This window comes from Sediminibacterium sp. (genome assembly GCF_051860225.1).
Lineage (GTDB): Bacteria > Bacteroidota > Bacteroidia > Chitinophagales > Chitinophagaceae > Sediminibacterium.
On sequence record NZ_JBHYEI010000001.1, the window covers coordinates 360,903 to 387,512 of the forward strand.

At 36.1% G+C, this 26,610-nt stretch carries 20 protein-coding genes and 1 riboswitch; of the genes, 6 read left to right on the forward strand and 14 right to left on the reverse strand.

What is annotated here, in order from left to right:
- Positions 1-51 precede the first annotated feature (51 nt).
- From ACTIEI_RS01445 to ACTIEI_RS01455, 3 genes are all read right to left on the reverse strand, one after another.
- Positions 52-2,445, reverse strand: coding sequence for a TonB-dependent receptor (locus ACTIEI_RS01445; RefSeq protein ID WP_439504495.1), 2,394 nt, complete (start codon positions 2,443-2,445; stop codon positions 52-54).
- 89 nt (positions 2,446-2,534) lie between these two features.
- Positions 2,535-4,109, reverse strand: coding sequence for a DUF1501 domain-containing protein (locus tag ACTIEI_RS01450; RefSeq protein ID WP_439504496.1), 1,575 nt, complete (start codon positions 4,107-4,109; stop codon positions 2,535-2,537).
- Positions 4,110-4,119: 10 nt separating this feature from the next.
- The gene (locus tag ACTIEI_RS01455; RefSeq protein WP_439504497.1) at positions 4,120-5,739 is read right to left on the reverse strand and encodes a DUF1800 domain-containing protein; all 1,620 of its coding nucleotides are present in this window, start codon (positions 5,737-5,739) and stop codon (positions 4,120-4,122) included.
- Positions 5,740-5,834: 95 nt separating this feature from the next.
- Here ACTIEI_RS01455 and ACTIEI_RS01460 point away from each other — a divergent pair, with 95 nt between their 5' ends.
- From ACTIEI_RS01460 to uvrC, 4 genes are read left to right on the forward strand one after another with little or no spacing between them, the layout of a single operon-like run.
- A complete protein-coding gene (locus tag ACTIEI_RS01460; RefSeq protein ID WP_439504498.1) occupies positions 5,835-6,413 on the forward strand; it encodes an RNA polymerase sigma factor in 579 nt (192 codons plus the stop codon).
- Between the two features lie 10 nt (positions 6,414-6,423).
- Positions 6,424-7,854: an outer membrane beta-barrel protein gene (locus ACTIEI_RS01465; RefSeq protein ID WP_439504499.1), complete on the forward strand. Its 1,431-nt coding sequence runs from the start codon at positions 6,424-6,426 to the stop codon at positions 7,852-7,854.
- Positions 7,855-7,882: 28 nt separating this feature from the next.
- Positions 7,883-8,470, forward strand: a complete 588-nt coding sequence (locus tag ACTIEI_RS01470) for a hypothetical protein (protein ID WP_439504500.1) — start codon at positions 7,883-7,885, stop codon at positions 8,468-8,470.
- On the forward strand, positions 8,470-10,278 hold the full coding sequence (gene uvrC, locus ACTIEI_RS01475) for an excinuclease ABC subunit UvrC (protein ID WP_439504501.1): 1,809 nt from the start codon (positions 8,470-8,472) through the stop codon (positions 10,276-10,278). The genes ACTIEI_RS01470 and uvrC overlap by 1 nt, the downstream gene beginning before the upstream one ends.
- 250 nt (positions 10,279-10,528) lie before the next feature.
- Here the strand turns inward: uvrC and gldN are convergent, their stop codons facing one another.
- From gldN to ACTIEI_RS01505, 6 genes are all read right to left on the reverse strand, one after another.
- Entirely contained in the window at positions 10,529-11,671 is a 1,143-nt protein-coding gene (gene gldN, locus ACTIEI_RS01480; RefSeq protein WP_439504502.1) for a gliding motility protein GldN, read from the reverse strand.
- An 8-nt stretch (positions 11,672-11,679) separates the two neighbouring features.
- Entirely contained in the window at positions 11,680-13,221 is a 1,542-nt protein-coding gene (gene gldM / locus ACTIEI_RS01485; protein ID WP_439504503.1) for a gliding motility protein GldM, read from the reverse strand.
- A 51-nt stretch (positions 13,222-13,272) separates the two neighbouring features.
- Positions 13,273-14,016 (reverse strand): gliding motility protein GldL, encoded by a 744-nt coding sequence (gene gldL / locus ACTIEI_RS01490; protein WP_439504504.1) that lies wholly within the window; start codon positions 14,014-14,016, stop codon positions 13,273-13,275.
- Positions 14,017-14,041: 25 nt separating this feature from the next.
- Positions 14,042-15,325: an SUMF1/EgtB/PvdO family nonheme iron enzyme gene (locus ACTIEI_RS01495; protein ID WP_439504505.1), complete on the reverse strand. Its 1,284-nt coding sequence runs from the start codon at positions 15,323-15,325 to the stop codon at positions 14,042-14,044.
- Between the two features lie 265 nt (positions 15,326-15,590).
- Positions 15,591-16,490 carry a uroporphyrinogen-III synthase gene (locus ACTIEI_RS01500; protein ID WP_439504506.1) on the reverse strand — a complete coding sequence of 300 codons (900 nt, stop codon included), beginning with the start codon at positions 16,488-16,490 and terminating at the stop codon, positions 15,591-15,593.
- Positions 16,491-16,522: 32 nt separating this feature from the next.
- Positions 16,523-17,314, reverse strand: coding sequence for a DUF4271 domain-containing protein (locus ACTIEI_RS01505; protein WP_439504507.1), 792 nt, complete (start codon positions 17,312-17,314; stop codon positions 16,523-16,525).
- A 78-nt stretch (positions 17,315-17,392) separates the two neighbouring features.
- Here ACTIEI_RS01505 and hemW point away from each other — a divergent pair, with 78 nt between their 5' ends.
- On the forward strand, positions 17,393-18,532 hold the full coding sequence (gene hemW / locus ACTIEI_RS01510; protein ID WP_439504508.1) for a radical SAM family heme chaperone HemW: 1,140 nt from the start codon (positions 17,393-17,395) through the stop codon (positions 18,530-18,532).
- Here the strand turns inward: hemW and ACTIEI_RS01515 are convergent.
- The 5 genes from ACTIEI_RS01515 to ACTIEI_RS01535 form a co-directional block, all read right to left on the reverse strand.
- A complete protein-coding gene (locus ACTIEI_RS01515; RefSeq protein ID WP_439504509.1) occupies positions 18,529-18,900 on the reverse strand; it encodes a helix-turn-helix domain-containing protein in 372 nt (123 codons plus the stop codon). The two genes, hemW and ACTIEI_RS01515, sit on opposite strands and share 4 nt — an antisense overlap.
- Before the next feature lie 51 nt (positions 18,901-18,951).
- Positions 18,952-19,947 carry an NAD(P)H-dependent glycerol-3-phosphate dehydrogenase gene (locus ACTIEI_RS01520; RefSeq protein WP_439504510.1) on the reverse strand — a complete coding sequence of 332 codons (996 nt, stop codon included), beginning with the start codon at positions 19,945-19,947 and terminating at the stop codon, positions 18,952-18,954.
- An 88-nt stretch (positions 19,948-20,035) separates the two neighbouring features.
- Positions 20,036-21,415 carry an efflux RND transporter periplasmic adaptor subunit gene (locus tag ACTIEI_RS01525; RefSeq protein WP_439504511.1) on the reverse strand — a complete coding sequence of 460 codons (1,380 nt, stop codon included), beginning with the start codon at positions 21,413-21,415 and terminating at the stop codon, positions 20,036-20,038.
- A 10-nt stretch (positions 21,416-21,425) separates the two neighbouring features.
- Positions 21,426-22,886 (reverse strand): TolC family protein, encoded by a 1,461-nt coding sequence (locus ACTIEI_RS01530; RefSeq protein ID WP_439504512.1) that lies wholly within the window; start codon positions 22,884-22,886, stop codon positions 21,426-21,428.
- 104 nt (positions 22,887-22,990) lie between these two features.
- The gene (locus ACTIEI_RS01535) at positions 22,991-24,337 is read right to left on the reverse strand and encodes an APC family permease (RefSeq protein ID WP_439504513.1); all 1,347 of its coding nucleotides are present in this window, start codon (positions 24,335-24,337) and stop codon (positions 22,991-22,993) included.
- Positions 24,338-24,350: 13 nt separating this feature from the next.
- Positions 24,351-24,554, forward strand: a riboswitch (cobalamin riboswitch).
- A 115-nt stretch (positions 24,555-24,669) separates the two neighbouring features.
- Here ACTIEI_RS01535 and ACTIEI_RS01540 point away from each other — a divergent pair.
- Positions 24,670-26,601 carry a TonB-dependent receptor plug domain-containing protein gene (locus tag ACTIEI_RS01540; RefSeq protein WP_439504514.1) on the forward strand — a complete coding sequence of 644 codons (1,932 nt, stop codon included), beginning with the start codon at positions 24,670-24,672 and terminating at the stop codon, positions 26,599-26,601.
- The last annotated feature ends 9 nt before the right edge of the window (positions 26,602-26,610 follow it).

Sequence of the window (26,610 nt, forward strand, 5' to 3'; positions counted from 1 at the left end):
CCTTTCACAAGGAGTGCGTTTTCTTCTTTGTAAAACCAAACCAACAAAAAACTATTTCAATTTCCACTCTAGTGGAATATTCAAGCGGAGGGTAAAATTGCGGCCCATATTAAATACACCTGAACGTCTGGTTACTAAATTATCTGCTGTGTACTTTAATCTGCTCAAATGATTTTGATAGGCAACATCGGTAATATTATTCGCAGCTAAATTAATAGTGGCAAATGTTCTTCCCTTGCTTTGGATATCTGCACCAATTCCAAAATTGAGTAAAGAGAACCCTTGTGTTGCTGTTTCAGTATTATAAGTAGTGAATACCCTGTTTTGGGTAAACATATTATCCAACTCTAGCTTCACATAAAAATTTCTTAATGCACCATTTGCTGCTTTTGCAAAGTCTCCTCTTAATTCGGTAGTCCATCTTGCAGGTGGAATAAATGGTAAGCGATTGTTTCCTTCGTAAAGTGTATTGAATCTACCTGCTACATAAGAGAAAGTGCTAGCCAAGTGCAACCAGTCTAATGGATGCGGATGTATATCTATCTTGGTTTCAAAACCATACAGTCTTGCATTGTTTTGTCTAAATTGAAATGCCATAATATCTTCTCCATCTACATTCACTAATGAATCTCCACCAAACACACTATTCAATTTAGAATAGAAAATATAATTGCTGATGCTATTGTAAAAAGCGGTTACTTGAAAACTAAAATGTTGGGTATTTACTTCAATACCTGCATCGGCTTGTATAGAAGTTTCATTCTTCAAGTTTTGATCGCCGTGCTCGTATCGATTCGTTCCTTCATGGGTTCCATTGCTGGCTAACTCAGAAACTGAAGGCGCTCTATAGCCTCTAGATAAATTGGCTTTCAATGTTACCGCTTCAGATGCGTTGTAACTTAATCCAACTGATCCACTGATATTGCTAAAGGTTTTGCTGAAACTATTAAACTTCACTTCTGTTCCTTCAGTAAATCCTTCGCTATTTAATTTTCTATAATCGCTTCTAAGTCCTCCACTCAATGTCAATTTATCATTGAATGTTTTTCGAGTGTAAACAAATAAACCCGCATCAAATAATTTATATTCTGGAATCAATACTTCATCTGCTTTATTTTGATTTTGTTGCTGCATTCCATTCACACCAATACTGGTCTTCCATCCGTTCATATCGGCAAAATGGTATTGGAGATTATAGTTGACAGTACGCAAATCAAAATACAATTCAGGACTAGTGGGCGCTTCTGGGTCTCCAAATTCTTTTCGCTGGTTTCGCTGATAGCCAATATTAAATTGAAGTCTTCCTGTTCCCAATGCAATATTATTGTCTAAAGCAATTTTGAAATGATTGATTCCTTGTGATGGGGTTTGCAATTGGCGTGAATTCAAATCTGCATCAGAAGCGATTCTTTCTAGTGGAGAACCTGCAAACAAAATAAATTTCCCTGTTGCATCATCCCTGTCTCCTTCTACTAATCCTAAGTTTTGATTAAAATTACTTACCATCAAATGACTGTAACCCCATCTTTTATTGATGCCAATATATCCACCAAAATTTCGTTCATTAAATCTGCTTCCTAATACCCTTCCATCGTATTTATTTTGATAGTCTTTTGCACTTTTAAATGAACCATACATATTGTAATTGAATCCATTTTTAAAATGAGCTGCTGTATTAAAATTATTACTGATTAATCCATTATTGCTATTGGTTGAAACATTGTAATTGGCTCTAATACGGCCCTGTTCTATTGGTACATTCGTAATAATATTTACTACTCCTCCCATTCCATCTGATCCATATAATAAGGAGGCTGGACCTTTTAATACTTCTACTCTTTGAACACTTGCTTCATCAATTTCAATACCGTGCTCATCTCCCCATTGCTGTCCTTCTTGTCTAACACCATCGTTTATAGTAATGACTCTATTGTATCCTAATCCTCTTATGATGGGTTTGCTAATAGCAGGCCCCGTGCTCAATGCACTCACTCCTGGAACCAATTTGCTCAACGCATCAATAATATTGGTTGAACTTCCACGCATCAAATCTGTTTTTCTAATAACTGAAATGGCTTGTGGATTTTGTGAAATTCTTACTGCAGATGCAACACCTGTAACAGTGACTGCTTCATGCTCTACTACCGATTGCTTTAATGCAATGTCTAAAACTTGTGCTTGAGTAATGTCAATTGTTTTTAAGAATGCAGCATAGCCCATAAAACTAACTTCTACCAAATATTTTCCTGAAGGAATTTGGGCTGTCTGATAACTCCCATCAGCTCCTGTGATGGTACCCGTTTTTAACTCATGCAAATAAATGGATGCTCCCGCCAATGGCTTGCCCGTTTGGGCGTCGGTCACTTTACCTTTTAATGAACCATTAGCTAAAGCGGTGGCCGTAATCCAACCTAAACAAAACATTGTCAACACAATTGATTTCATATGCATCTATTTTTGCTACTATGTTGCAAATATAGGAAGGCATTTGATTTTTTACATCATTGTTGCAAAAATATTTTTAGGAGTGGATTTTACCTGACTTTTAGCATAGGCCGCACTTGCTGTACTGCCATATTTTGAAAGCGTGCATAATAAACACCTGTTGGTAAAAAGCCACTATTAAAGCTAACAGTATAAGTACCTGCTGGATATTCTTTATCCGTTAATACCGCCAATACTCTTCCAGAAGTGTCAATGATTTGTATCATTGTATGTCCACCTGCAGTTTTAAATGTAATAACTGTACTCGACGTAAATGGATTGGGATAGTTACTAATTAACTGCTCTGTCGACAATGGCTGTGGACGTTTGCATACTGTTCCACTCACCAATGGTAAGTTCTGATAATTCTTGAGCATGATTTGTTGTAAATCGGCGTCGTCTACGCATAACCAATTGCTTAACAAAGTTGAATACACCGACCTGAAATCGTATTGAAATGGTACATTGTCTCCCACTCCTACATTCGCACCAAAATTAGGGGTATTGCCAGTAACCCCTCCAATCACTTGTTTCCCAAAAACAAATACAGGGGCGGCTGCGCCGTGATCGGTGCCACTACTTGCATTACTCTTCACACGTCTTCCAAACTCGGAGAATGTCATACCCACCACTTTATCATCCACTCCTAAAAATGCTAAATCATTTTGAAATGCTTTGATTGCATCGCTTACCCTTCCTAATAAAGTAGCATGTGTTCCGGTAGTTGTATCACTAGCATTCACTTGTGATGCATGCGTATCAAAACCTCCAATACTAACCATATATACCCTAGTTTTCAATCCTCCTTTAATTAATCTGGCAACAATTTTTAACTGATCGGCCAATGTATTATTACTAGGATAAGAAACCTGTGTGGGCACTTTGGCAGCAGCATCTTTTATCACTGATGCATATTGTTGTGTTTGTTGAGTAACCTGTCGAATATAAGTAAGTTCCTTCCCTGCAGGAGTTGCTGGTGCTGGATCCTGCACCCCATTAATTAAGTTATAAAAGTTATTAGGATTACTGATACTCATCGCCATACTTACAGAGGGGCCTTGCATAGTGAGTGATGTAGCCGATCCTATTTGTATGGCCAAAGGGTCTTTCATGTTTGCATTGGGATAACCAGTTGGAAAATTGGGATACTGATAGTCTAAGTACCGGCCTGCCCATCCACTGTTCACAACATTATTACTATCGCTCGCACTCATCCAAATATCCGTTGCTCTAAAATGGGAGAAGCTAGGTTGTGGATAGCCTACTGATTGTATGATATTGAGTTTTCCTTCGTTATATAAACTTTGTAATCCAGTCATGGCTGGATGCAATCCTGCTTTATCTACACCCGTTAATTTTAATACCTTATTTTCTGGTATAAAAATATTTGAGCGTGCGTTGGCGTAGTTGGCAAAGTTCTCAATAGGCACTACCATATTCAATCCATCATTGCCTCCATTTAATTGTATGATGACTAATATATGATCGTTCTGTTCCGCTTGCATTTGAAGGGCTGCAGCAAATACAGAGGAAGCACCAAATACTTTAAAAGAAAATCCACTGACCAATGAGTGTAAAAGAATACCAGCTGGCAAAGTATTTTTTAAAAAGTCTCTCCTTTTCATAAAATTGGTTTTAGGCAAGTTGGTATTCGGCCAGGTTCATTAAATATTTTATTAGGTCGCGAACTTTATTACGCACAGTAGTAGCATTAGCGGTATTGGTGGGATTACTGATGAATAGATTCCAAGCATCAGTCCAATAATGATCGCTGGTTTGTCCACTCAATAAAATATCTCTTTTAATTTGAGCTTTTGATGTTTCTGATAAATCAATTCGAAACAAATGAGCAATCAATTCATTCAACAAAATATTTGGATCTGCTGGATTAGTGAATGTTCGTATAAGGCTTACTCCATCAACTTGTATACGGTTCCCATTAAAGCTATACCCATTAATTACCATGGTATCTGTAAATTGGTTGCGCTTTGGTAATGTATCGCTATTAATCCAAATTTGATAAAACTGCGGTTCTTGATAATATGCTTTCCACCCACTTACATCGGGTGGATCTCCTATATTTTGTTGCATATTACTCACCCAATTAACCAAATAATTCCAATGTCCATAATTAGTAATGTAATCTGCACTCGGAGGAAATTTTAGATTTGTTTCTCTGCAAAATCCTACTACTAAATCAACTGGACTTTTTATTTGACAAGCTCTAGAAAGTGTATCAAAAAAATGTTCACTTTGCAAAAGTGCACGCAGAACCGGTTTAACTTCATAATTACTGGTACGGAATAAATTCGCTAATGGAGTGATGATATTAGTTTCCACCGAAGCGTCAATATCATAATATACAAACCAGCGATACAATCTTCTACAAATATATTTCGCTACTTCTTGTACATTAAAAATCATATTAATAAATTCATCCAGTTCAATATCGCCTGCAGTAGCACCCGTTCTTCCAGCTATTACTGTATTGTTATAAAAAGAAGAAAATATTTTTGGATTAGTATCATGCCTATTGGGATCAAAAAATGAAGTAAAAGTGTTTGAATTATTTCTCCAGCCTGTTAATACTCTTGCAGCTGCTTTTACATCTGCTTCTGTAAACAAGGAATCAGGACCTTTTCCACAACAAAATAATTCTTGAATCTCACGTGCATAGTTTTCATCTGGAGCTGTTCTTGAATTTAGTTGACCATTTAAATATACCAGCATTGCTGGATTAACAGTGACCGCTCTGGTAAGGGCCTTAAAATTTCCTAAAGCCTGTGTTCTTAATAATTGATGATGCTTATAAATATATTGTGCATTACTTACATCATTCATTTCAGTTGCAAAATGATTATGCCAAAACAGGGTCATCTTTTCTAGTATAGATCTATCTTGATTGATCATTCTACCCATCCACCATTTCTTGAACGATCCTCTTCGTTGGCTTTGGACTGTTCCATCATTGTTTACATCTCCCACCCAAGTAGTCCCTTGTAAAATACTAGTGTCGGGTGAAGTTGCTGTGGTAGAAGTTGTATATTCCTTTAATGGTGGTGGTGGATTAGTGTTTACTGGATTCAAAAGCTCCTCAAGCACATCAGCTAGTGTTTTCCCCCCAAAATAATTAAGGTCATCCTTACTTACACCAAATAAAGTCCTTTTTAGCAAATGTTGTAATTCTATTTGTGTAAAACTACCCGTATAAGGGGCTAAACCAGTAAGCGGCGGGGGGCTAAATGGACTTTCCATAAATAGAATTGGTAAAGAAATGACACTAAGTAACGCTTTTATGCAGCTTTTTAACATTAAAATTGTCTTATATTTAGGGTAATAAAAATCCCTAAATGACCGAGCAAACCATTCTGGTAGGCTGTTTAAATAATGATCCCTCTGCACAAAGGGAACTGTACAATCGGTACAGTCCTAAAATGCTGAGCGTTTGTTATAGATTCAGCAATAGCAGAGAAGACGCAGAGGACATGTTGCAAGAAGGTTTTATTAAAATATTTACACAAATTCATACATTTCAAAACAAGGGTGCTTTTGAAGGATGGATTAGAAGAATAATTGTTCATACTTGTATTAATTTTTTAAAGAAAAATAAAAAATTCAGCAATAGCATCGATTTAGATCAGGCCGATTATTTAGAAGTTAAAGAAGAAACTGTACCCTCTGTAATGCAGGCTAGACAAATCATTGAGTGTATTAGGCTCTTACCAATTGGCTACAGAACTGTTTTAAATTTATATGCAATGGAAGGGTATAGTCATAAAGAGATTGGCGACATGTTAGACATTGAGGAGAGCACAAGTAGAAGTCAATACACGAGAGCTAAAGCGATGTTAGAAGCAATTTTAATTAAGAAACGAATAATAGAACAACCAAGAGAGCGATTCTCTTGGGCAGCTGCCTTTAAGAAGTAGCAATTAGTATATGGATCGGAGGTACAACCAAGACAACGAATTTGAGCGATTCTTGCAAGAAGAGCTACAGGATCATCGCATGTATCCTGCAGACGGTGTTTGGAAAAACATTCGCAACAACTTGCATGGTTATCCTGCTTGGCCAGCCCTTACTGTTATTTCTTTATTAGTCATTGTTAGCTTAACTGTATCTACCTTACTGATTGCGCCATCTGCAGACAGATTTCGTTTTGTTAGCAATAAAGTGGTAGCGCAAATAAACACAAGTTCTGTTGAAACCAGAATGCATGCTCCTGCACCAAAAGAAGCATTTTATCAAGCCATAGAGCCGAATCAAATTACAGAACAAACCATTACACAATTAAGGGAACCAATTGCGACTATTCCGTTAGCCGACACTGCTCCTTGGCAGATGACAAGTACTTTATTGGTTAAGAATACAACTCCTGCTGCTACCATTAAACCAACCTCTCAAGATAATTCGGTTGTAGCGATGGGTGAACAAGAAACCAATAAACTTTCTGTTAATTTGCTACTTAAACAATCTTCTCCTGAAACCATAACAATCAAGCGAAATGAATTAGTAAATAAAAAATGGTCATTAGCAAAGTCTACTGAGGAAACAGCTTTGAGTATAAACTTACAAGATGAAAAAAATGATCAGCTAATTCAAAAGAGAATTCATTTAACTATCCCATCTAAAAGAATAGGCATTCAATTTTACATTACACCTTCAACCAGCTATCGAAGCCTTTCGGATGATCAAATTAAAGAAATCGTTCAACCTAATTCTATTACTGCTGCACAAAATGTTCCGCTAGCCCTAAGTTATACGGCCGGTGTTAATGATGTTGTGCGTCACAGACCAGCTATGGGGTTAGAAGTTGGCTTAGCTGCTTTATATAATATTAATAGTCGTTTAAAATTTAAGACTGGTGTGCAAGTAAATATTCGTCAGTATCATATAGAAACCTTTAGAACCAATGGAGGAGTGGCAACTGTTTCCTTATTAAATAATGGCGGTATTGAGAATTTTAACATGGCAACTAGTTTTAATAATTCTGGCGGGTACAAACAAGAACAACTAAGTAACAAAAGTTACCAAATTGCTGTTCCTTTAGGAGTTCAATGGGATATAATAAAAGGAAACAATTTTGGAATTAGTGCCGAAGCGAGTGTACAACCAACTTATTCTTTTAACTCAAATGTCTTTTTGCTTTCTACTGATTTCAAGAATTACGCTGATGGCAATGGTTTTGTTCGCAGATGGAATGTAAATACAAGTGCGGGGATTCATATTAACTTTAAATCTGGATCTAATCTTTGGCAGTTGGGCCCACAAATCAGGTACCAACATTTACCCACCTATACTAACCGGTACCCAATTAAAGAATACCTTATGGACTATGGGGTGCGCTTAGCATTTACCAAACAACGCTAATTGAGGGTTTTTTAGATAGTTTTGCTAAATGAAAATTTCTTTTAGCGTTAGTATTATTTTTATTTTGGTAATAATTGCTTGTAAGAATCCAAAGTCTTCCTATAATGTCTCTGCAAATAATAGTACCGTTGGAGACACTGCTAAGTATTATAATATTGCGCGTTTTATTGAAGATGAAATGAAGTATGTAGACTTGCGCAATTTCACCATTATAGAAAGGAAATTCAATGGCCTAGATACAGTTAATCGTATTATCAGCAAAGATGAATTCTTAACTGCTGCCTCAATGATTTTAGCACAGGCCAAATGGTTTATGGAGAATAAGGAATTATTTAATGAAACGGTATTTCAAGACTTAGGAACGGAAAGCTTTACCATCAATTATAGCAGCAAAACTGCAGCTATTAAAAGCATTGACTTACTATTAAATGAACAAACTAATTTACCAAAAAGATTGTTTATTAGATTATCAAAACAAATTGGAGATACTGCTGTGACAGAACAATTTAGTTGGACATCAAACAAACAATTCATGTTTGGTCGTTCTGTTAAAGTAAGTAATCAATTTTATAAAAATTCTAGTAGTTCTATTAGTTGGAAAAACCAAGACCAGTAATGACCCAGGAAGCTTTTCAACAAATTGCACATACGATTCCTTTACAACCAGGTATTTATAAATACTATAATAAAGAAAATGAGTTGTTATATGTGGGCAAAGCAAAAAGTTTACGCAAAAGAGTTAGCTCCTATTTTAGCAAAACTTATGTTGGGTATAAAACGCATGAGTTAGTAAAACGGATTCATAGAATAGAATTCACCATTGTAGACTCAGAACAAGATGCATTTTTGTTAGAAAATGCCCTTATAAAAGAATATAAGCCAAAGTATAATATTGAGCTAAAAGACGATAAAACCTACCCCTATATTGTTGTTAAACGTGAACCCTTTCCTCGTATATTTCTAACCCGTAGAAAATTAAACGATGGATCAGAATACATTGGACCCTTCACTTCAGCAGGCAAAGTGAGAGAACTTATAGAGTTTGTAAAACAATACATTCCACTTAGAAGTTGTAAACTCAATTTAAGCAAAGAGAATATCCAATCTGGAAAATTTAAAGTTTGTTTAGAATATCATTTAGGTAATTGTAAAGGACCTTGTGAAGGGTTACAATCTATTGAAGATTATCAAAATGGAATTCAGCAAATGCGAAATATCCTAAAAGGAAATCTTGGTTCGGTAATTGCACAATTTAAAGAAGAAATGCAACAAAACGCTACAGACCTAGCGTTTGAAAAAGCTGAAATAGTTCGAAAAAAGATTGAGCATTTAGAAAATTACCAATCTTCCTCAGTAATTGTTAGTAAGCATTTAAATAATATTGATGTATTTAGCATAGCCAAAGACGATAATAAAGCCTTTGTAAACTATTTAATGGTTCAAAATGGAACCATTGTTCAAACACACTCAATACCTGTAGAAACCAAATTAGAAGAAACAGAAGAAGAATTATTGGTTTTAGTCATGGGAGAACTAAGAAGTACATTTAATAGCATGGCTAAGGAAATCATTGTTCCTTTTCCTATTGATTATCCAGACCCTACAGTCCTTATTACTATTCCCAAAGCAGGCGACAAAAGAAAACTATTAGATCTATCTCTAAAAAATGTTGCCTATTTTAAGGAGGAACTAAGAAAGAAAAAACTGTTGCAATTAGAGGGCAAAACAGAGGCAGAACAAAAAAAGGTCTTATATGAATTACAGCGTTACTTGCAATTAAATGAAGCTCCTATTCATATTGAGTGTTTTGACAACTCCAATTTTCAGGGTGCATATCCGGTAAGTGCGATGGTTTGTTTTAAAAACGGCATACCTTCTAAAAATGATTATAGAAGATTCAATGTAAAAACGGTTGAAGGCATTAACGATTTTGCTACAATGAAAGAAGTGGTTTACAGGCGATATAAACGTGTAAAAGAGGAGTCCCTTGCCTTCCCTCAATTAGTCATAATAGACGGCGGTAAAGGTCAATTAGGATCTGCAATGGATGCTTTCAGAGATTTAGATTTGATTGGGGTTACTACCGTTGTAGGGCTGGCTAAAAATGAAGAAGAGATTTTTTTCCCTGGAGATGCAGAATCTATTAAACTCCCTTGGAATAGTGATGCGTTAAAATTAGTCAGGAGAATAAGAGATGAGGTACACCGTTTTGGAATAACTTTTCATAGAAACCAACGTTCTAAAGGAACATTTAAGAATGAATTGGAACAAATTGCAGGAATTGGAAAAGCAACTATAGATGAGTTACTACGCAATTTCAAATCCGTAAAAAATATTAAACAACAGTCTGAACAGGCATTAGCTGAGGTTGTAGGTATTAACAGGGCCGCCATTTTAACTAACCATTTTAGGAATCAGAAATAAAAAAGGGGCCAGGATAGAAATCCAGCCCCGTTTTAAAATCCAATATCCTATGAAAAACCGTTGTGAAAATACATTTTCCTGCATAAAATATAAAAAAAACTTTATTGAAATTTGATTAAAATATGTGGTTCAGTAGAATTGTGGAATTTATAACCAAATTCCAGCATTTTAATAAAACAAAATTTGTCAGATCTATATAAAAAATGGGGCCATTGGCCCCATTTTTATGCATAAATAATATTATATAAGTTTAATAAGCCCAAAGGTCTTGCTCATAATTCATTATTTTGGCTTTAATATTTTCTCCTTCGAGCAATCGGAACAAAGGATCTTTAATAAATGCACTTAATGATTTATCCCCTGGATTATTAATAGTACTCTTAATGATATAGCTACTAAAGAAACGACTTTCGAATAATTCCTCCCAAGTCATTCTTGCTGCAATATTTTTAGGATTATACACATCAAATTTTGTAAGTGATGCCCTTATATCAGGATAATAAACCCAGAATAATACCCTTGGTAAAGACTTGCCTGCAACTACTTGTTTTGCTATAGGCGCAATACCCAAAATGCGTGTAAACATTCTACTACTTTCTTTATCGAATACAATCTGCTCTTTAATGCGGAAGGTATAAACCGAATCTGGACTAAACTTTGGCTTTTTAGTGATTACTTTTTCAACCGCACCTGTTGCTGGATCAACCACATCAACGGTATCGTTAGCACCGGCTACCATATTCATTACGAAATCGGTTGTTAATGGCTTAGTAAAACGATCATTGTCTGCTGAAAATGCGGTAACACTATCATTTTTAATCGCGCTTAACAACAAGGAAAAAAAGCGCTGATCTCCATTATCATCCTGAGAAGGATACATAAATGATTGGTTCATTTTCTCTCTTGCGTCAATTTCTCTCCAAATAAAATGACTGAACACCGCATCGTCTTCGCGCAAATCTTCATATTCTAAAGGCTTACGATCGCGTACCTGTGTTCTAACCATTGCATAGTTATTCCGAAGCGAAACTTCAGGCTTTGCACCAAAACCTCCTTGAACAGTTGTATCATAACTATAAGTAACTGGAGCAGAAGGATTTGTTGTAGTTGTACCAGATGCTGATGCAGTATTATTATTCGTTCTATACCTTGATGTACCGCTTACTGCTGGTGTTGCTGGATTTACGCTTGTATCTGATGCGGATGCATCTACATTGATTTTTGCTTTGGCAGCAGCATACTTAGAAGTAGTCTTTTTAGCTGCCGGTTTGGCCGCTGCAGTTGAAGGCTTAGCAGCAGGAGCTGCAGGCTTTTTGTATTTAGACTGCGCGCTTACACCCACTGCTACAAACATGGTTGTAGCCATTAAAAATCCTGTATATACCTTTTTCATACGCACAATTATTGTAGAGTAAATGAAATATTTTGATCTAACAGTCTGGTTCCACCCGGACCGGTAACTTTAATTTCGTCAATTACTACGGTTGAACCTGGCTGACATTTAGCTAATAAAGCTTTTGCTTCTGCATTAAAATAGGCACCAGCTACTTCAGCAATACCAAAGCCGCTTTCTTCAAAGCCACGACCCGTGCAAATCAGTGTGAAAGATACCACTTCATATTTCACCCCTTCAAAAACGAAATCTTTTAATTCAGCAGCTACCCCACGCTGAACCCTAAATGCATTCGCTGCAATAGGCCCACCAGATTTACCCCCCACTGTTGCCAATGGATTAGGAACTCTCTTAACAGGGATAATTATTTTTTGGGTATTCTTACCATCTGTTGCATTTACAGTAGCAGTTCCTAAAGCAGAAGCTGTAACAATATATTGCCCAGGCCCAGCCTTACGATAACTAATCCCTGCACCGTCAACAGATACATTTACTTTTTCATCCCCACTTCCACCTGTAACACTTAAAGGATTGTCTAAGCCCTGATAAAACACACGAGTTTTATCGGTAGATACAACTAATCCTGAAGGAACACCTACCGTATATTTAATTTCTTTAGTTACAGAAGCAGTTGTGCCATCTGGTTTTACAAATGAAATGGTCACATTTTTAGAACCACTGCCTGTTGGTCTAAATTTGTATTCGAAAGAACCATCAGGAGTAGGTGTTGCAGAAGCACCATCTACTGATACTTTTGGTTGAGAAGCACTATTAAAAGCTCCCACCCCAGCATTTATAATAATTTCTTCACCAGGCATTACATAGCTGGCATTGGCATTGGCAATAGCTTGGAATTGGTCGTATACCAATTCTACTTCACCAATCTCTTTGTGACAATATTCTACTGCTTGGGATTCACTATTTTTAATGTCATTTTGAAACTTACTTAAGATGGTGATTCCAGCTACAGTTGGCGTCATATGAAAAAAAGTGTAAGCCCATTCTTCTTTGTCTTTTTCACTCTTTACTTCTGGTAAACTTAATGGTAAGTTGGCACCGATAGCAGCAGCCATTTCAGGATCAATTGCCAACAATTGTTCTTTAAAATTTTTCATTTTATCGAATAATTCTTTACCCTTTCCTTTTCCAGATGGAGGTGCGGAAACAAATAAACGGGTAGCAGCATCTAAATCGTCTTCTTTAAAATCTTCTTTGCCTTCCACCATTTTAAGACCAGCTTCTCTTTTTAATTCTGCCTTTAGTGCTTCAATATAGTTGTATACTTCATCTGATAGTGCTTTAGCTTTTTGTGCTTTGGGCAACCAGATTTCTGCTTTTTCTCTTGTAGTTGGATCTTCAATTTTTTTCTGGAACGATTTAAATATTTCTGAATTCTTTTTTTCCGCAACAGAAGTAGCCGTAATAAGGCTTTTGTCTACGGTTTTAAAAGCATTCAATATTTCGGAAGAAACGTTCAATGCAAGCAAAGCTGTTAACACGAGATACATCATGTTAATCATTTTCTGCCGCGGTTCCTTGGGTAATGACATAAGGTCTTTTATTTATCTAAATAAGGTGATCAATTCAGTTAAAAGGGTTGATTATCTTCCCTGCATTGCAGTTAACATATTACCATATACCTGATTTAACTTACTCAGGTTATTTGCTAATGCTGCAATTTGTTCTTTAGCTCTATTAGCGTCGTCAGCAGTACTATTCATAGCTTCTGAAGCCGCAGATAATTTGCCATAAAACTGATTCAATGCCTTAAGGTGATTATTACTCTCTTGTAATTCTAATTCGTAAATCGTATTTAAAGAAGAAAGATTTTTAGTAAGCCCTTGTACTTGGATATGAAACTGCTTATTACTTTCAGCTGCTGCTTCAAAACTAGAAAGTGAATGAACAGCGCCATTCACAGCAGTAGCTACAGAACCTAATGCAGTTGCTGCTGCTTTTGAATTAGCAGAAAAATCGCCAGTTGATTTAACTACATCACTTATTTCTCCCATTTTTTCTACAGTGCTTCCTAACTTCTTAAAGCCTTCACTTAACTTTCCTAAGTTAGCTGGAGTAATATCTGCTTCAGCTAGCATTTTCTCCATGCTTTTTAATGCCGGATTTCCAGCATCTGCAACAACGGTGGGTGCTCCCATATCTGGTGGAGGTAAAATGGCATATATAATAAATATCAAAGCCTCTGTTGTTAACCCAATCTTTAATGCCCAATCAGCCCAAGAAAGGTGAAGTATTTTTGCCATTGCACCAAAGATCACCACTGCTGCACCAAGAGACACAACAACGTTTACCGCGCGATTAACTGTAGGAGAAACACCTGAAGCCATAATTGTATTTTTTGTAGTTTATTTTTTACTTTTTCATTTTAGGAGCCAAATCAATCACACATCTGAAACCAATATATGATTTAGCTGTGTCTTGGTATTCATAGTTACGAGTACTTACTTGAATTTGGTATTGAGTATCTTTCCATGAACCACCTCTGATTACTTTTCTTTTTTCGCGTGGACGGTCAGAGTCTTTTGCGTCATATCGAACATCGGGGCTCATATCAGAAAGGAAATTATATGATCCTTCATAAAAATAAGAACCTGTCCACTCTGCAACGTTTCCACTCATATTATACAATCCATAATCATTGGGCCAATAAGCATCTGCCTTAACAGTGTAAAATCCTCCATCTTCAGCATAATTGCCTCTGCCTGGTTTAAAATTAGCTAACAAACAGCCTTTTTTATTGCGAGTATAATAGTTACCCCAAGGGAACATTGAATTGGTTCTCCCACCACGTGCAGCATATTCCCACTCAGCCTCTGAAGGCAAACGATAATCTCCATCAAATGCCAAATTCTTTCTTCCTAAATAGGAATTTTGATAATGGGTTCTCCAGCTTGCAAATGCAACGGCTTGTTTCCAAGTTACACCTACCACAGGATAATTGCCAAATGAAGGATGAGAAAAATACCTTCTTGTCATTGGCTCATTATAAGAATAAGAGAAATCCCTCATCCATACAAGTGTATCTGGATAAACTTTTTGATTACGCTTTACAATAAAGTTCTTACGAGGCTGACCTGCATTCTCCCTTTTTGCAGCTTCTGCTAAATCAAAATATTCTATTCGATAAATCAATTTGTCAGGGTCTATTTCTGGCTTGCCATATAAACGGTTGTCCGGCGCAAGATTTAGTTCATTTAATTGTTCAACCGTTTTTCTATCCCAAGTAATCGTTTTGACCTTAGCCCAATCAACAGCCATTGTATCATCGTCTTTGTTTATTCCTTGTCCGAATAAAATTTTGAATGAAAGAGAGTCTCTAACCCAATTTACGAATTGACGGTATTGATCATTGGTAATTTCAGTTGCATCCATCCAAAAACCAGGAATCGAAACTTGTCTGTTACGTGTGGTGTATTGATAGCTGATGTCTTCGTCGCTAGGTCCCATATGAAATGTTCCAGGTTGAATATAGACCATGTTCCTTGGAGGATTCATATTCTGCTTAGCAGTAGGTGCTACCCCATGCAATTGACCGTCGTTCGGCAATCCCTTTCCTCCTTTACCCTTAAAAAAGTTACAAGAAGTGACCGTTAACGCACAAAACGCCGTTATAACCAAATAAAAATGTCTTTTCATGACCACAATTGATTTTGACAGGAGCAAATATATGTTTCAAATGACTTGGTACTCATAAAAGTGCCTCGTCTTATTGGTTTTTAAGTAAAATTTACAATCAATAACAAAAAATTAGTTTTCAAAATGGTTTTCAAAGGGCCTGTCGATAGCAAATTACTTATAAAGTTGTTACATAATTGCTAAAGATTATTAAGAACGAAAAAAAAGGAGAAATGTTGCCTGCGTTTCAAAGAAAACCCCTCAATGGAGGGGTTTTCTTTAATCTTTATTTAATCGCTTTTGCGGCAGTTTTACGGGGAGCTTTTACAGCTGTTTTTGATGGTGATTTTCCTTCAGTTTTAGGCACTGCTTTTTCAGCTTTTGCTTCTTGCTTTGATGGAAGTGAACTAGCTAAGAACAAATCAAGTGCAGCTACCATGCTCGGTCTTTGAGGACTAGGCACTTGAATTTCTAATTTAAATCCAGCGTCAATGACTGCTTTTGAAGTATTACTTCCAAATGCGGTGATGACTGTTCCATTTTGCTTAAAATTGGGGAAATTATCTAATAAGCTTTTTACGCCACTTGGGGTAAAAAAGCAGATCATTTCGTAATCATTCTTTTGTAAAACTGGCTTGATATCGTTACTGATACTTCTATACATGTAGGCAAGCTGAAAATCACAGTTGTTGTTTTTTAACCAGCTACAAATTTCATTATCCTGCTGATTCTCACTGCATACATATAAAAACTTCTCAGCTTCCTTGTGCTTATTAATTACGTCAAGCATGCTTTTATTGGTGCCATCAGCGCCATAAAACACTTTTCTTTTACGATACAAAATAAACTTTTGCAAGTAAAGCGCCACTGCTTCTGTTATGCAAAAATATTTTGTGTCTTGTGCAATACTTAGCTTCATTTCTTCACTCATTCTAAAGAAATGATCGATGGCATTTCGGCTAGTAAAAATAATAGCAGAGTACTGTTGAATGTCAATCTTCTGCTTTCTAAAATCTCTTGCAGGAATTCCTTCTAACACAATGAAAGGGTGAAACACCAATTCAACATTGTGCTTTCTTTCTAAATCAAAGTACGGAGATCTTTCGCTCTCTGGTTTTGGTTGCGAAATAAGAATCTTTCTGGCTGCCTTTGAACTCACTGCTTGCTTAGATTCGTTTTTGCTCATTGCTTGCTCTTGTATTTTGCAAATGTAAAATATCAGCCCATATTTTCTACCAAAAGCTTGTATATCAAGGCCATTGGTAAAATTTCCACGGCGCAAAGGTAAAGGAAAAAATGAAAAGGATTTAGTTGAAGATCAGATCTTAGCAAGCCAAACGACACTATATAGCGATAAATAAATAACAATGTTACAACACCGAATGAAATAGTTGCTACTATAGCTCCCAATTCTACAGACGCAAAAGCCATTAAAATGGTTAAGGGTAGCAATACAACACCCATAATTCTATTGACAACTGCAACTAAAAACAGGTAAGAAGAAGCTGAACTACTATTATTGAATACCCAACCAGCAAAAGAGATAAATAGATATTTACCCAAATAAATCATCGTTAAAATGATGGTAACATAGGCATACAATAGCCAAAAATTAAGGGAAGACCAATTATAATATTGAATAAGCTGGGTGATATATAATCCTGCAGTTAATAAAAAAAGCAGGTTGATTAACAATGACGCAAAGCTATCTTGCGCCAACTGTTCTTTTGTTTGCTTTTGTCTTAATGAAGTTTGGAAAAAAAGTTTAAACAAATTTTGAAAATACTTTGGAAAAGCTGTTTTAATAAAGCCTAGCAAAAAAACTAATACAACTAGTGTATAAAAAAGTGCGTCTTTTGACTCTTTATGATGATAGTCTACCACCATATAAATAGCTTGCTTCTGAATTGGCAGATAAGGATGTGATGGCAAAAAGCTACTATCCTGCTTTGCAGAAACCAAAATCCAACCAATAGAAAAAAATAAAATGAGTAAAATACGAGTACGCATTGATACAAAATTATTGATTGAGAATGATTAAACGTTCAGGTTAGCAGAACAATGCTAATTTTAATTTTTAAATTGCTAATGGCCGGAATTTATATACATATCCCTTTTTGTAGAAAAGCTTGTACCTATTGCAACTTTCATTTTTCTACCAACCATCAATTGATTAATCAAGTGATTGATTCTATCGGTATAGAAATGAGTTTACAAAGCAATTATTTATCGGACCCAATTGAAACCATTTATTTTGGTGGTGGAACACCTTCTTTGTTAAACCATTCGCAATTAGAGTACCTATTTAATAAAGTTCGTTCTCTTTTTACTGTTTTACCTGAAGCAGAAATTACACTAGAAGCTAATCCTGATGATATAAATGAAATACAACTTACTAGCTGGATTAAATTAGGTATTAATCGATTGAGTATTGGTGTTCAATCTTTCAGAGACAAAGATTTATTGTGGATGGGAAGGGCACATAATGCTGATCAAGCAATGAATTGTGTCTCGTTAGCTCAACAAGTTGGAATTACGAATATTTCCATTGATTTAATATATGGGATACCTGGTTTATCTGATACAGATTGGTCTAATAATATAGATTATGCATTGAACAGTAATGTTCCGCATCTCTCCTGTTATGCTTTAACTGTTGAGCCCAGAACGGCGCTTGCTCATTATATCATCAACTATAGAACTCCAGATATAGATGCAGGACATCAGGCTAATCATTTTCAGATTTTACAAGAAAAGACTGCTGGTGTAGGTTTTGAACAATATGAGATATCTAACTTTTCTTTGCCAGGGAAAAGAAGTAAACATAATTCAAACTATTGGTCAGGAAAACACTATTTGGGTATAGGCCCTTCCGCTCATTCTTTTAATGGATTGAGTAGGCAATGGAATATTAACAATAATGCCTTGTATATTCAATCATTAGCCAAAGGAATTATACCCTTTGAAACGGAGACCCTTACATTAACGCAACAAATTAATGAGTACATCATGACTTCCTTAAGAACCATAGAAGGTATTCAGGCAAGTAAAATAAATGAAATTGCAGGCAAATCCATTTTTGATACGATTATCGCAGATGCTTCCCATTATATTAAAGAGGGGTTAATAAGCCTCCAACAGGAGCGACTTTTCCTTTCTCCATCTGGGAAATTCATGGCTGATGGGATTGCTGCAAACTTATTTAGAGACGAGCCCTCTATTCATTAATGAATATTATCAATGGTGGTATCGATTGTTCTCAGCAAACTCATTATTACTGGATAAAAATCATGCTTCTGAGGGTGTTTTACATTCAATTTTTCAGAAATATGATTAATAGACATGATTAGATTTTCCTTAGTAATACTTTCTGTATGTATATTATTAGGCTTATGTATTTCAAAATCATCCCTCAATAATTCGAGCAGAGATACTTCAAGAATCTTCGACAGATCTTTTATATGTCTTACTGTTAATTGAGTGTAGCCATTTTCAATTTTACTATACGCATTTTGCGATATCCCCATTTGTTTGGCTACAAATTCTTGGGTGTAGTTTCTTTGTTCCCTTACTTTTCTGATAATTGTTTCTGGCACTTAAATTGATTTATAGAATAATTACATATATCATGCCATTTTGTTTAAGAATTATGTTAAAAAACTTTCAATTTGTTTAAACCCTTCTTCAGCAGTCAATTGTTCCCATAAAATTGCATGGATAGCATTGGCAATAGGCATTTGGGCCTGAATTTGGGTATTGGTCTTAAAAATGCACTTACTAGCAAAATACCCTTCGGGGAGCATATTTAACTCTAGTTGGGCCGCTTTAACGGAGTAGCCCTTACCCAACATATTCCCAAAAGTTCTATTTCTGCTGAATAAAGAATAGCAAGTCACTAATAAATCGCCAAGATAAACTGATGCCGTATAGTTTTTAGCCGAACAGCCCGTAGTTGTAATTTTTTGTAAGAAGGCACTCATTTCATTAGCACAATTGGCGATATAGACACTTAAAAAGTTGTCGCCGTACTCAAGTCCATGGGCAATCCCTGCACCAAGAGCATAAATATTTTTCATGACGGCGGCATATTGTACCCCTACAACATCTGTGTTTACAACAGTATTAATATAATCTGTTTTAAAGAAAGTCGCTATGGCCGCCGTTTCCGTTTCATTGTTGCCAGAAAAAGTGAGGTATGATAACTTTTCGGCCGCTACTTCTTCAGCATGACAGGGTCCTAATAAAGTAAAATAATCTTTTAGTGGAAACTGAACGGTTTCAGCCAAATACTCATGCAATAATTGATTTTTCGTGGGGGTAATCCCTTTAACTGCAGAAACAACTTTTTTATTCACCCATTTCTCAGCTGGAACTAGCTCCAAAGCATCTTCTACATAAGCCGATGGAACAGCAATCACTATAACATCTGATGCATCAATCACTGCATTGATATCAGCATTTAATTGTAACTGTGCAGGATTAAAATAAGCAGTGCTTAAATAATGAGGATTATGCTTTCTTTTCTTAAAATAGTGGATGCTTTCCTCATTTCTAATAAACCAATGAATGGTGTTGCCGCTATCGGTTAATATTTTTGCTAATGCCGTTGCCCAGCTACCACCTCCAATAATTCCAAACTGCATATGGCTGTTTTATCGCTAATAATTCAGCAAACATACATAAAAACAAATGGACGGTCTTTGCCGTCCATTTGATACTTATTAGTTCAGATTAGTCCTTTTTCTTTTCTTCAAAGAGTTTGTCCTTTTCTACTACTGTAACTAGATTGCCATTTTTTAGCATTTTACTTACAATGGAATATGGCCCTGTAATTACTTTATCCCCTTCTTTTACGCCTTCCGTAATTTCAATATTGTTTAAATCTTGGATGGCGGTTTTAACTTTTACTTTCTTGACTTTATTATCTGTTTGCAAAAGAAATACTACTTCCTCAATTGTATCATCAGCACTAACTGATTTTTGAGACTCTTTTTCTACTTGAGCAACTTTAGCCTCTGATTTCTTTTCCTCTTTCTTCTCTTTATCATCTTCTTTGCTATCTCTTGTTGTAACCGCATTTAAAGGAACAGACAAGACATTGTATTTGCTTTTTGTTTGAATATCAGCACTTGCTGTCATACCAGGACGGAAAGGGAATGATCTACCTGGAATAACCAAATCTTGATAACTTTCTTGTAATAAACGTATATGTACTTTATAGTTGGTCACTTCTGCTGTGGCGTTTGCTGCTAAAGAATTTCCAGTACTTGGATTAGCAATTTTATAAACAATCCCCTTAAACTTTCGACTAGTATATGCATCTACTTCTACAATGGCTGTATCACCTAATTTAACTTTTGGTATATCATTTTCACCCACATCAACCCTAACTTCAAAACTACGCATATCAGCTACACGCATCATTTCGGTACCAACATTAAAGCTATTACCAGCAACGCGCTCTCCTTTTTTAATAGCCAATAAACTAATTACGCCATCCATTGGAGAGGTAATCAATGTTCTACCAATATCTTTATTAGCTCTGTTTAATTGTGCTTGAACACTTTGAACTCCCGCTTTGGCACTTTTGATTCCTTCCATTGCTGCATTATAATTGGCTTTTGCACTTTTAAACGCTTGTTCTGCTTGTTCAAATTCTAGACGGCTAATTACTTTTTCCTCTAACAATTTTTTCTGACGATTGTACTGTGTTTCTGCTTGATCTAAGGTTGCCTTGATTGCAGCCGATTGAGCAGTCGTATTAGAAACTTGGGCTTGTTGCTGACTCACCCCAGCTGCAACCTGATCTCTTTGAGAATTTAAGATATCAGCATAAATTCTTGCTAAGACCTGACCCCTTCTCACTGTATCACCCTCATTTACTGTTAATTCAACAATTTCACCACTTACATCGGGGCTGATTTTTACTTCTATTTCAGGATACACTTTACCGCTGGCATTTACTGTTTCAATAATAGTTCTTCGTTGAACAGCTTCTACCGTAACTTTTATTCCTTCCTCTTTACCAATAATTCCTGCTTTCTTAAGGCCTATGATAAGACCTATAACTACTACTAGGCCAACAATAATCCAAATTAACTTCTTACTCATGTTATGTTTTTTATAATTTAATGCCTTGACCCTTGTAAAATTCTAACAGTTTAATCCTAAAAATATAATCAAACTGATTGTTTAATCTATCCAATTTGGCCCTCAATAAATTGTTCTGATTGGTAATTAAATCTAATGTATTTGATAAGCCTGCTTCAAAACGTTTCCGCGCATAATCATATGCTTTTTGAGAAGCTTCCACCGATTTATCACTCGCATGAAACCGTTGTATAGCAGCCATTGCGTTGGTATGTGCTTGATAAATATTTTGTTGTAATGTAAGATCTGCTTGCTGCCTAGAAATTTGCGCCGTTCTCAAATTTAATTTAGAACGCTCATACCCTAATTTAGCTGAACCCGCATTAAAAATGGGTATTTGAACGTTGAAGCCAAAGTTCTGTCTGAAGTTCTGTTCTAACTGACCACCCCAACCATTCCACATTTGAAAGAAATTTCTTTTTGAAGAAGTCAGTTGAATATCTGGTTGGAAAACTTGATAGTTTTGGTTATTTACCGTTACAAAGTTGCTAGTAGGTCTAGTGCCAATCACATTTGCGCCAGTTATAGTTGTTGCAGCATTGGCAAAGTTTGAACCCATTCCCCCAAAAGCAGCAATTGTAGGATAAAATGCAGATCGAGCTCTTTTAATAGAAGCTTCTGCCGATTTGATTCTTAAATCGCCGACTTTTTGTGCGGGTTGATTATTCAATGCCAGTTGATATAAAAATGCTGGATCTAATTCGCCCAGTGGTTGCAATGGAATATTATCTACTGCAGGTATTTCTACATCAAATGAAACAGACATATCTAAATTAATAGCAGCTTTCAATTGAATCACAGCCTGCTGAAAACTTGCTTTAGCGCTAACCAATGAAGTGCTATCTCTTGCAAGCTGTGCCTCAATTTCAGCGGCACTTAATTCAGGAAGTGCTCCTGCTTCCACCCGCTTGCGGGTAAAACCTAACTGAGATTGAGTTTGGCCCACTTGTACTTCAGCAATAGCAATTTGTTGCTTTGCAGCTACTACTTGCAAAAAGAAAGTAGCAATGCTCAACGACACATCGTTGGTAATTCTTTCAATATCAGCTAAAGCAGCTTGTGCATTGAACCCTGCAATTTGCCTATCGGCTTTTAATGCACCCCAATTAAATACAGTTGCATTCACATTCAGGTTAATTTGTTGAAATAGCAACTGTGTAGTGGTAAACAAGTTGGTGGTAGGATCAATAGATCTACCAAACTGAGTACCCAAATTGGTATTGGCACTTGCCGAAGGATATTGAGACAATTTAGTCCGCTCAACTTCTAATGCAGCTAACCTTGCTTGCACATCAGCTTGCTTAACCGAGATATTGTTTTTTGCAGCATACTCAACACAACGCTGAAGGTTCCATTTGTCTGTTGAACCCTGAGCAACTATTTGCCCAGTGAACGTAAAACAACCAACCAATAGTAATAGTAAATTCCTCATAGAACAAAAATAAGTTATTCGGCGAGGCTTTCACAGAATTTAGACAGACGGAAAGGAAAGGGATGGTTTTGTGTTAAAATTAGTATGAAAGGCAGTTGACCCTTTTAAGCACCCTTTTTAAATTGTTGACTTACATAATAAATGACCATGAATGCAGCCAAGACAGCAGTTCCTATCAAAGCGGTGTTAGGGGTTTGAATAGCTATGCTGATTCCAACAAAACAGTAAGTAGCCATAAATATTAGTGGAAGTACTGGGAATAGCTTCATTTTATAAATTCCCGTGCCATCTAAATGCTTAGTTTGTTTCCTGAGTTTAAAAATAGTTGCACTAGAAGCAACCATACCAAAGCAATCTAGAAAAATGGTGAAATTCAAAATGGCATCAAAAGTTTGAGCAAAAAACAATATAACCAAGCAAGTAATTGTAAAAACAGTTAAAGAAACCACCAATACGCCATTCTTTTCATTTTGTTTCGAGAAAATTTTAGGGATAGTGCCTTCATCACTCATTGCATACATCACCCTTGGATTACTCATTAATAATGCATTTACATAGGCCAAAACTCCAAAAAACAAGAAAAAAGAAAAAACAGCAGCACCCTTCGGACCAAATACTTTGTCTATTACAACATAAGCTATTTCCTTTTCTCCCTTCATTTGTTCAAAACCTACAATTTGATAATAGCTAAAATTAACCAGCAAATACAGCCCTATAATGATGGCAATTCCAAAAAATATTCCTTTAGGAATATTGCGTGCAGGATTCTTTACTTCGCTTCCAAAATTAATCGTCTGTTGATAACCACCGTAGGTAAAAGACACTGCAATTAAACTATACCCCAAACTTTGAATCCAACTCATTTGAGGGGTAGGAGGGATTGAAGCTGTAGCAGTATCTGCAACCGCTGTAACTGTTGCACCAGATTCATAAGGGAAAAATAATGCTGCAATTAACACCAGAATCATACTGATTTTAATCACCATTAAAATATTCTGTGCGCGAGAACTCATTTTTAGTCCTCTTAAATTGATGATATAAAATAAAATAATAGCCCCAGCACTCAATAAAGCTTTGTCTACATCGGTCCAAGGAGTGCCCGGAAATAACTTGGCAATATATCCACTACCAATAATAGCTACCACACTTAAACTAGCAGCATTACTAATTAAAATAATACAGTTGATGGCAAATGCAATACTGGGATGATAGGCATAAGAAAACACTTTATAGTATCCCCCAGTTACCGGAAACCTGCTCCCGATTTCCGCATATGTTAATGCACCACAGAGGGCTACAAAACCGCCAATTAACCAAGCTGCAAAATATACAGAAGGCTCAATGGCATGCTGGGCGCTGGTTGCAGCCGATCTGAAAATCCCCATCCCTATTACCAAGCCCACCACAATCATGGTGAAACTAAAAACATTTAATTGCTGATTCCCTTTCATAAGGATAAATATATACATTTGCTGCGTTACTGGTTCATCTGCCTCAGTCAGATGATTAAAAGGGAAGTCGGTGTAACTCCGGCGCTATCCCCGTAGCTGTAACCCGCGCCGCAAGGCAAACTTTTGAATCACTACAACCACTGTCTCGATAATAAGAGATGGGAAGGACATTCAAAGGGCGGGAAGCCAGAAGACCTGCCAATAGCAAACAAGTATTCACGGCTTTCGGGTGAAAAGCATGGAATCTAAAGTGCTGCTGCAGCAGTAATTTATTTTTCGCCGTTTTTTTATTTTCCTGGAAGCTCATTGTTGACCTTTAAATGAATTGGACAATGAGCAAAAAATTAACGCTCCTCCTAACCCTGCTTTCAGGTTCTGGCCTGTTAGCGCAAAAAGACAGTTTACGCACCAGTGTGCTAGACGAAGTAGTGGTAACTGCCAATAAGCAGGAACAAAAACAAAGTACTACTGGTAAAGTGATTACCGTAATTGGACAAGCTGAATTATCTAAAAGTTCGGGTAAATCATTAGGACAAGTATTGAATGAAACAGTTGGTATTACCATCAATGGAGCCCTCAATAATGCAGGCACCAACCAAACCGTATTTATGCGGGGGGCTAATAGTGGTAGAACCCTTATTTTAATGGATGGTATTCCTGTCTACGATCCTTCTCAAATTGGTAATGAATTTGACCTGAATCTTTTTTCGATTAATGATGTAGAAAGAATCGAAGTTTGTAGAGGAGCACAAAGTACTGTGTATGGAAGTGATGCAGTTGCTGGTGTAATTAATATTATTACAGTCAAGCAGAATGTGAACAAACCCATCAACATAAAAGCCACGCTTACCGCTGGAAACTTAAACAGTTTTAGAAATAATTTGCAATTATATGGTAAGTATAAAAAACTTACTTATACACTTCGCAATGCTGGTATTCGAACTAATGGATTTAGCACTGCTACTGATACCGTTGGAAATAGAAATTATGATTCAGATGAATATAAGGGAAATAGCACTAGTGCTGCCGTACAATATGCAGTAAATAACCAATTGGTATTAAAAGGATTTGGCATGTACAGTAAATACCGTGCCGGTATTGATGCAGGCGTATTTAGTGATGATAAACACTTTAATTTAAAGAACAATTTATTAAATACGGGTTTTGGATTGGTGTATAAAACCAGCAGAATTCAATTGACGGCCAACTATCAGTTTAGTCAAACTAACAGAGCTTACGAAAGAGATAGTTTAGATAAAGCGGTTTTTAGTTTCTATCAACGTAACAAATATTTTGGTAAAACACAATTTGCAGAGTTATATGCTTCTATTAAATTAAATCAATCTTGGTCACTATTACAAGGAGTAGAATATCGTTTTGCTAGCATGAATAATCAGTTTGAGTCAGTGAGTAGTTTTGGACCATTCAGATCTGGCTTCAAAGACACAGGCATTCATCAATCTTCTGTATACAGTTCATTGCAGTTCAACAACCAAAAAGGCTTTTTTGCTGACGCAGGATTTAGACTGAACAAACACTCCATATACGGAAATAGCAGCACATTCACTTTTAATCCTTCCTGTGCTGTTACCAAACAACTGCGTGTGTTTGGTAGTATAGCTACTGCATTTAAAACACCTTCCTTGTTTCAATTATTTGATTCGTTTAGTGGGAGAAAAGATTTAAAAGCTGAAACTAGTACCACTGTAGAAGTAGGGTTTTCGCATAATTACACAGGCTTTACGAGTAGATTGGTGGCATTTTACAGAAACACCAATAATGGAATAGACTACGATTATGTTCGTAACAAGTATTATAATTTCATTAAGCAAACTGCTTTTGGAGTTGAATATGAAACCAATATTCGATTGAGCAATCGTTTGCAAATGAATATGAATTTTAGTTATCTCAGCATGATTGATTCTACCCAGAGTCGTGTCAACTTTAAAGACACAGGATATATATATGGGTTAAGAAGACCTGGTTTTCAAAGTAATATGAGCTTAAATTATTCTCATGAAAAAGCTACCATTTCTATTACTGGAAGATATGTTGGTAGCAGATCAGATATTGGCGGATTTAGAAGAGCCGATGTGTTGCTACCCGAATATTTTATTTTAGGCGCTTATGCAGAATATCGTTTTAACGACCAAATAAAAATATTTATTGATGCGCAAAATATCACTGGTAAAAAATTCTTCGACTTAAGAGGATTTAATAGTATTCCTTTTCTAATCAATACGGGTATTAGTTTCCATTTATAATCATTAATT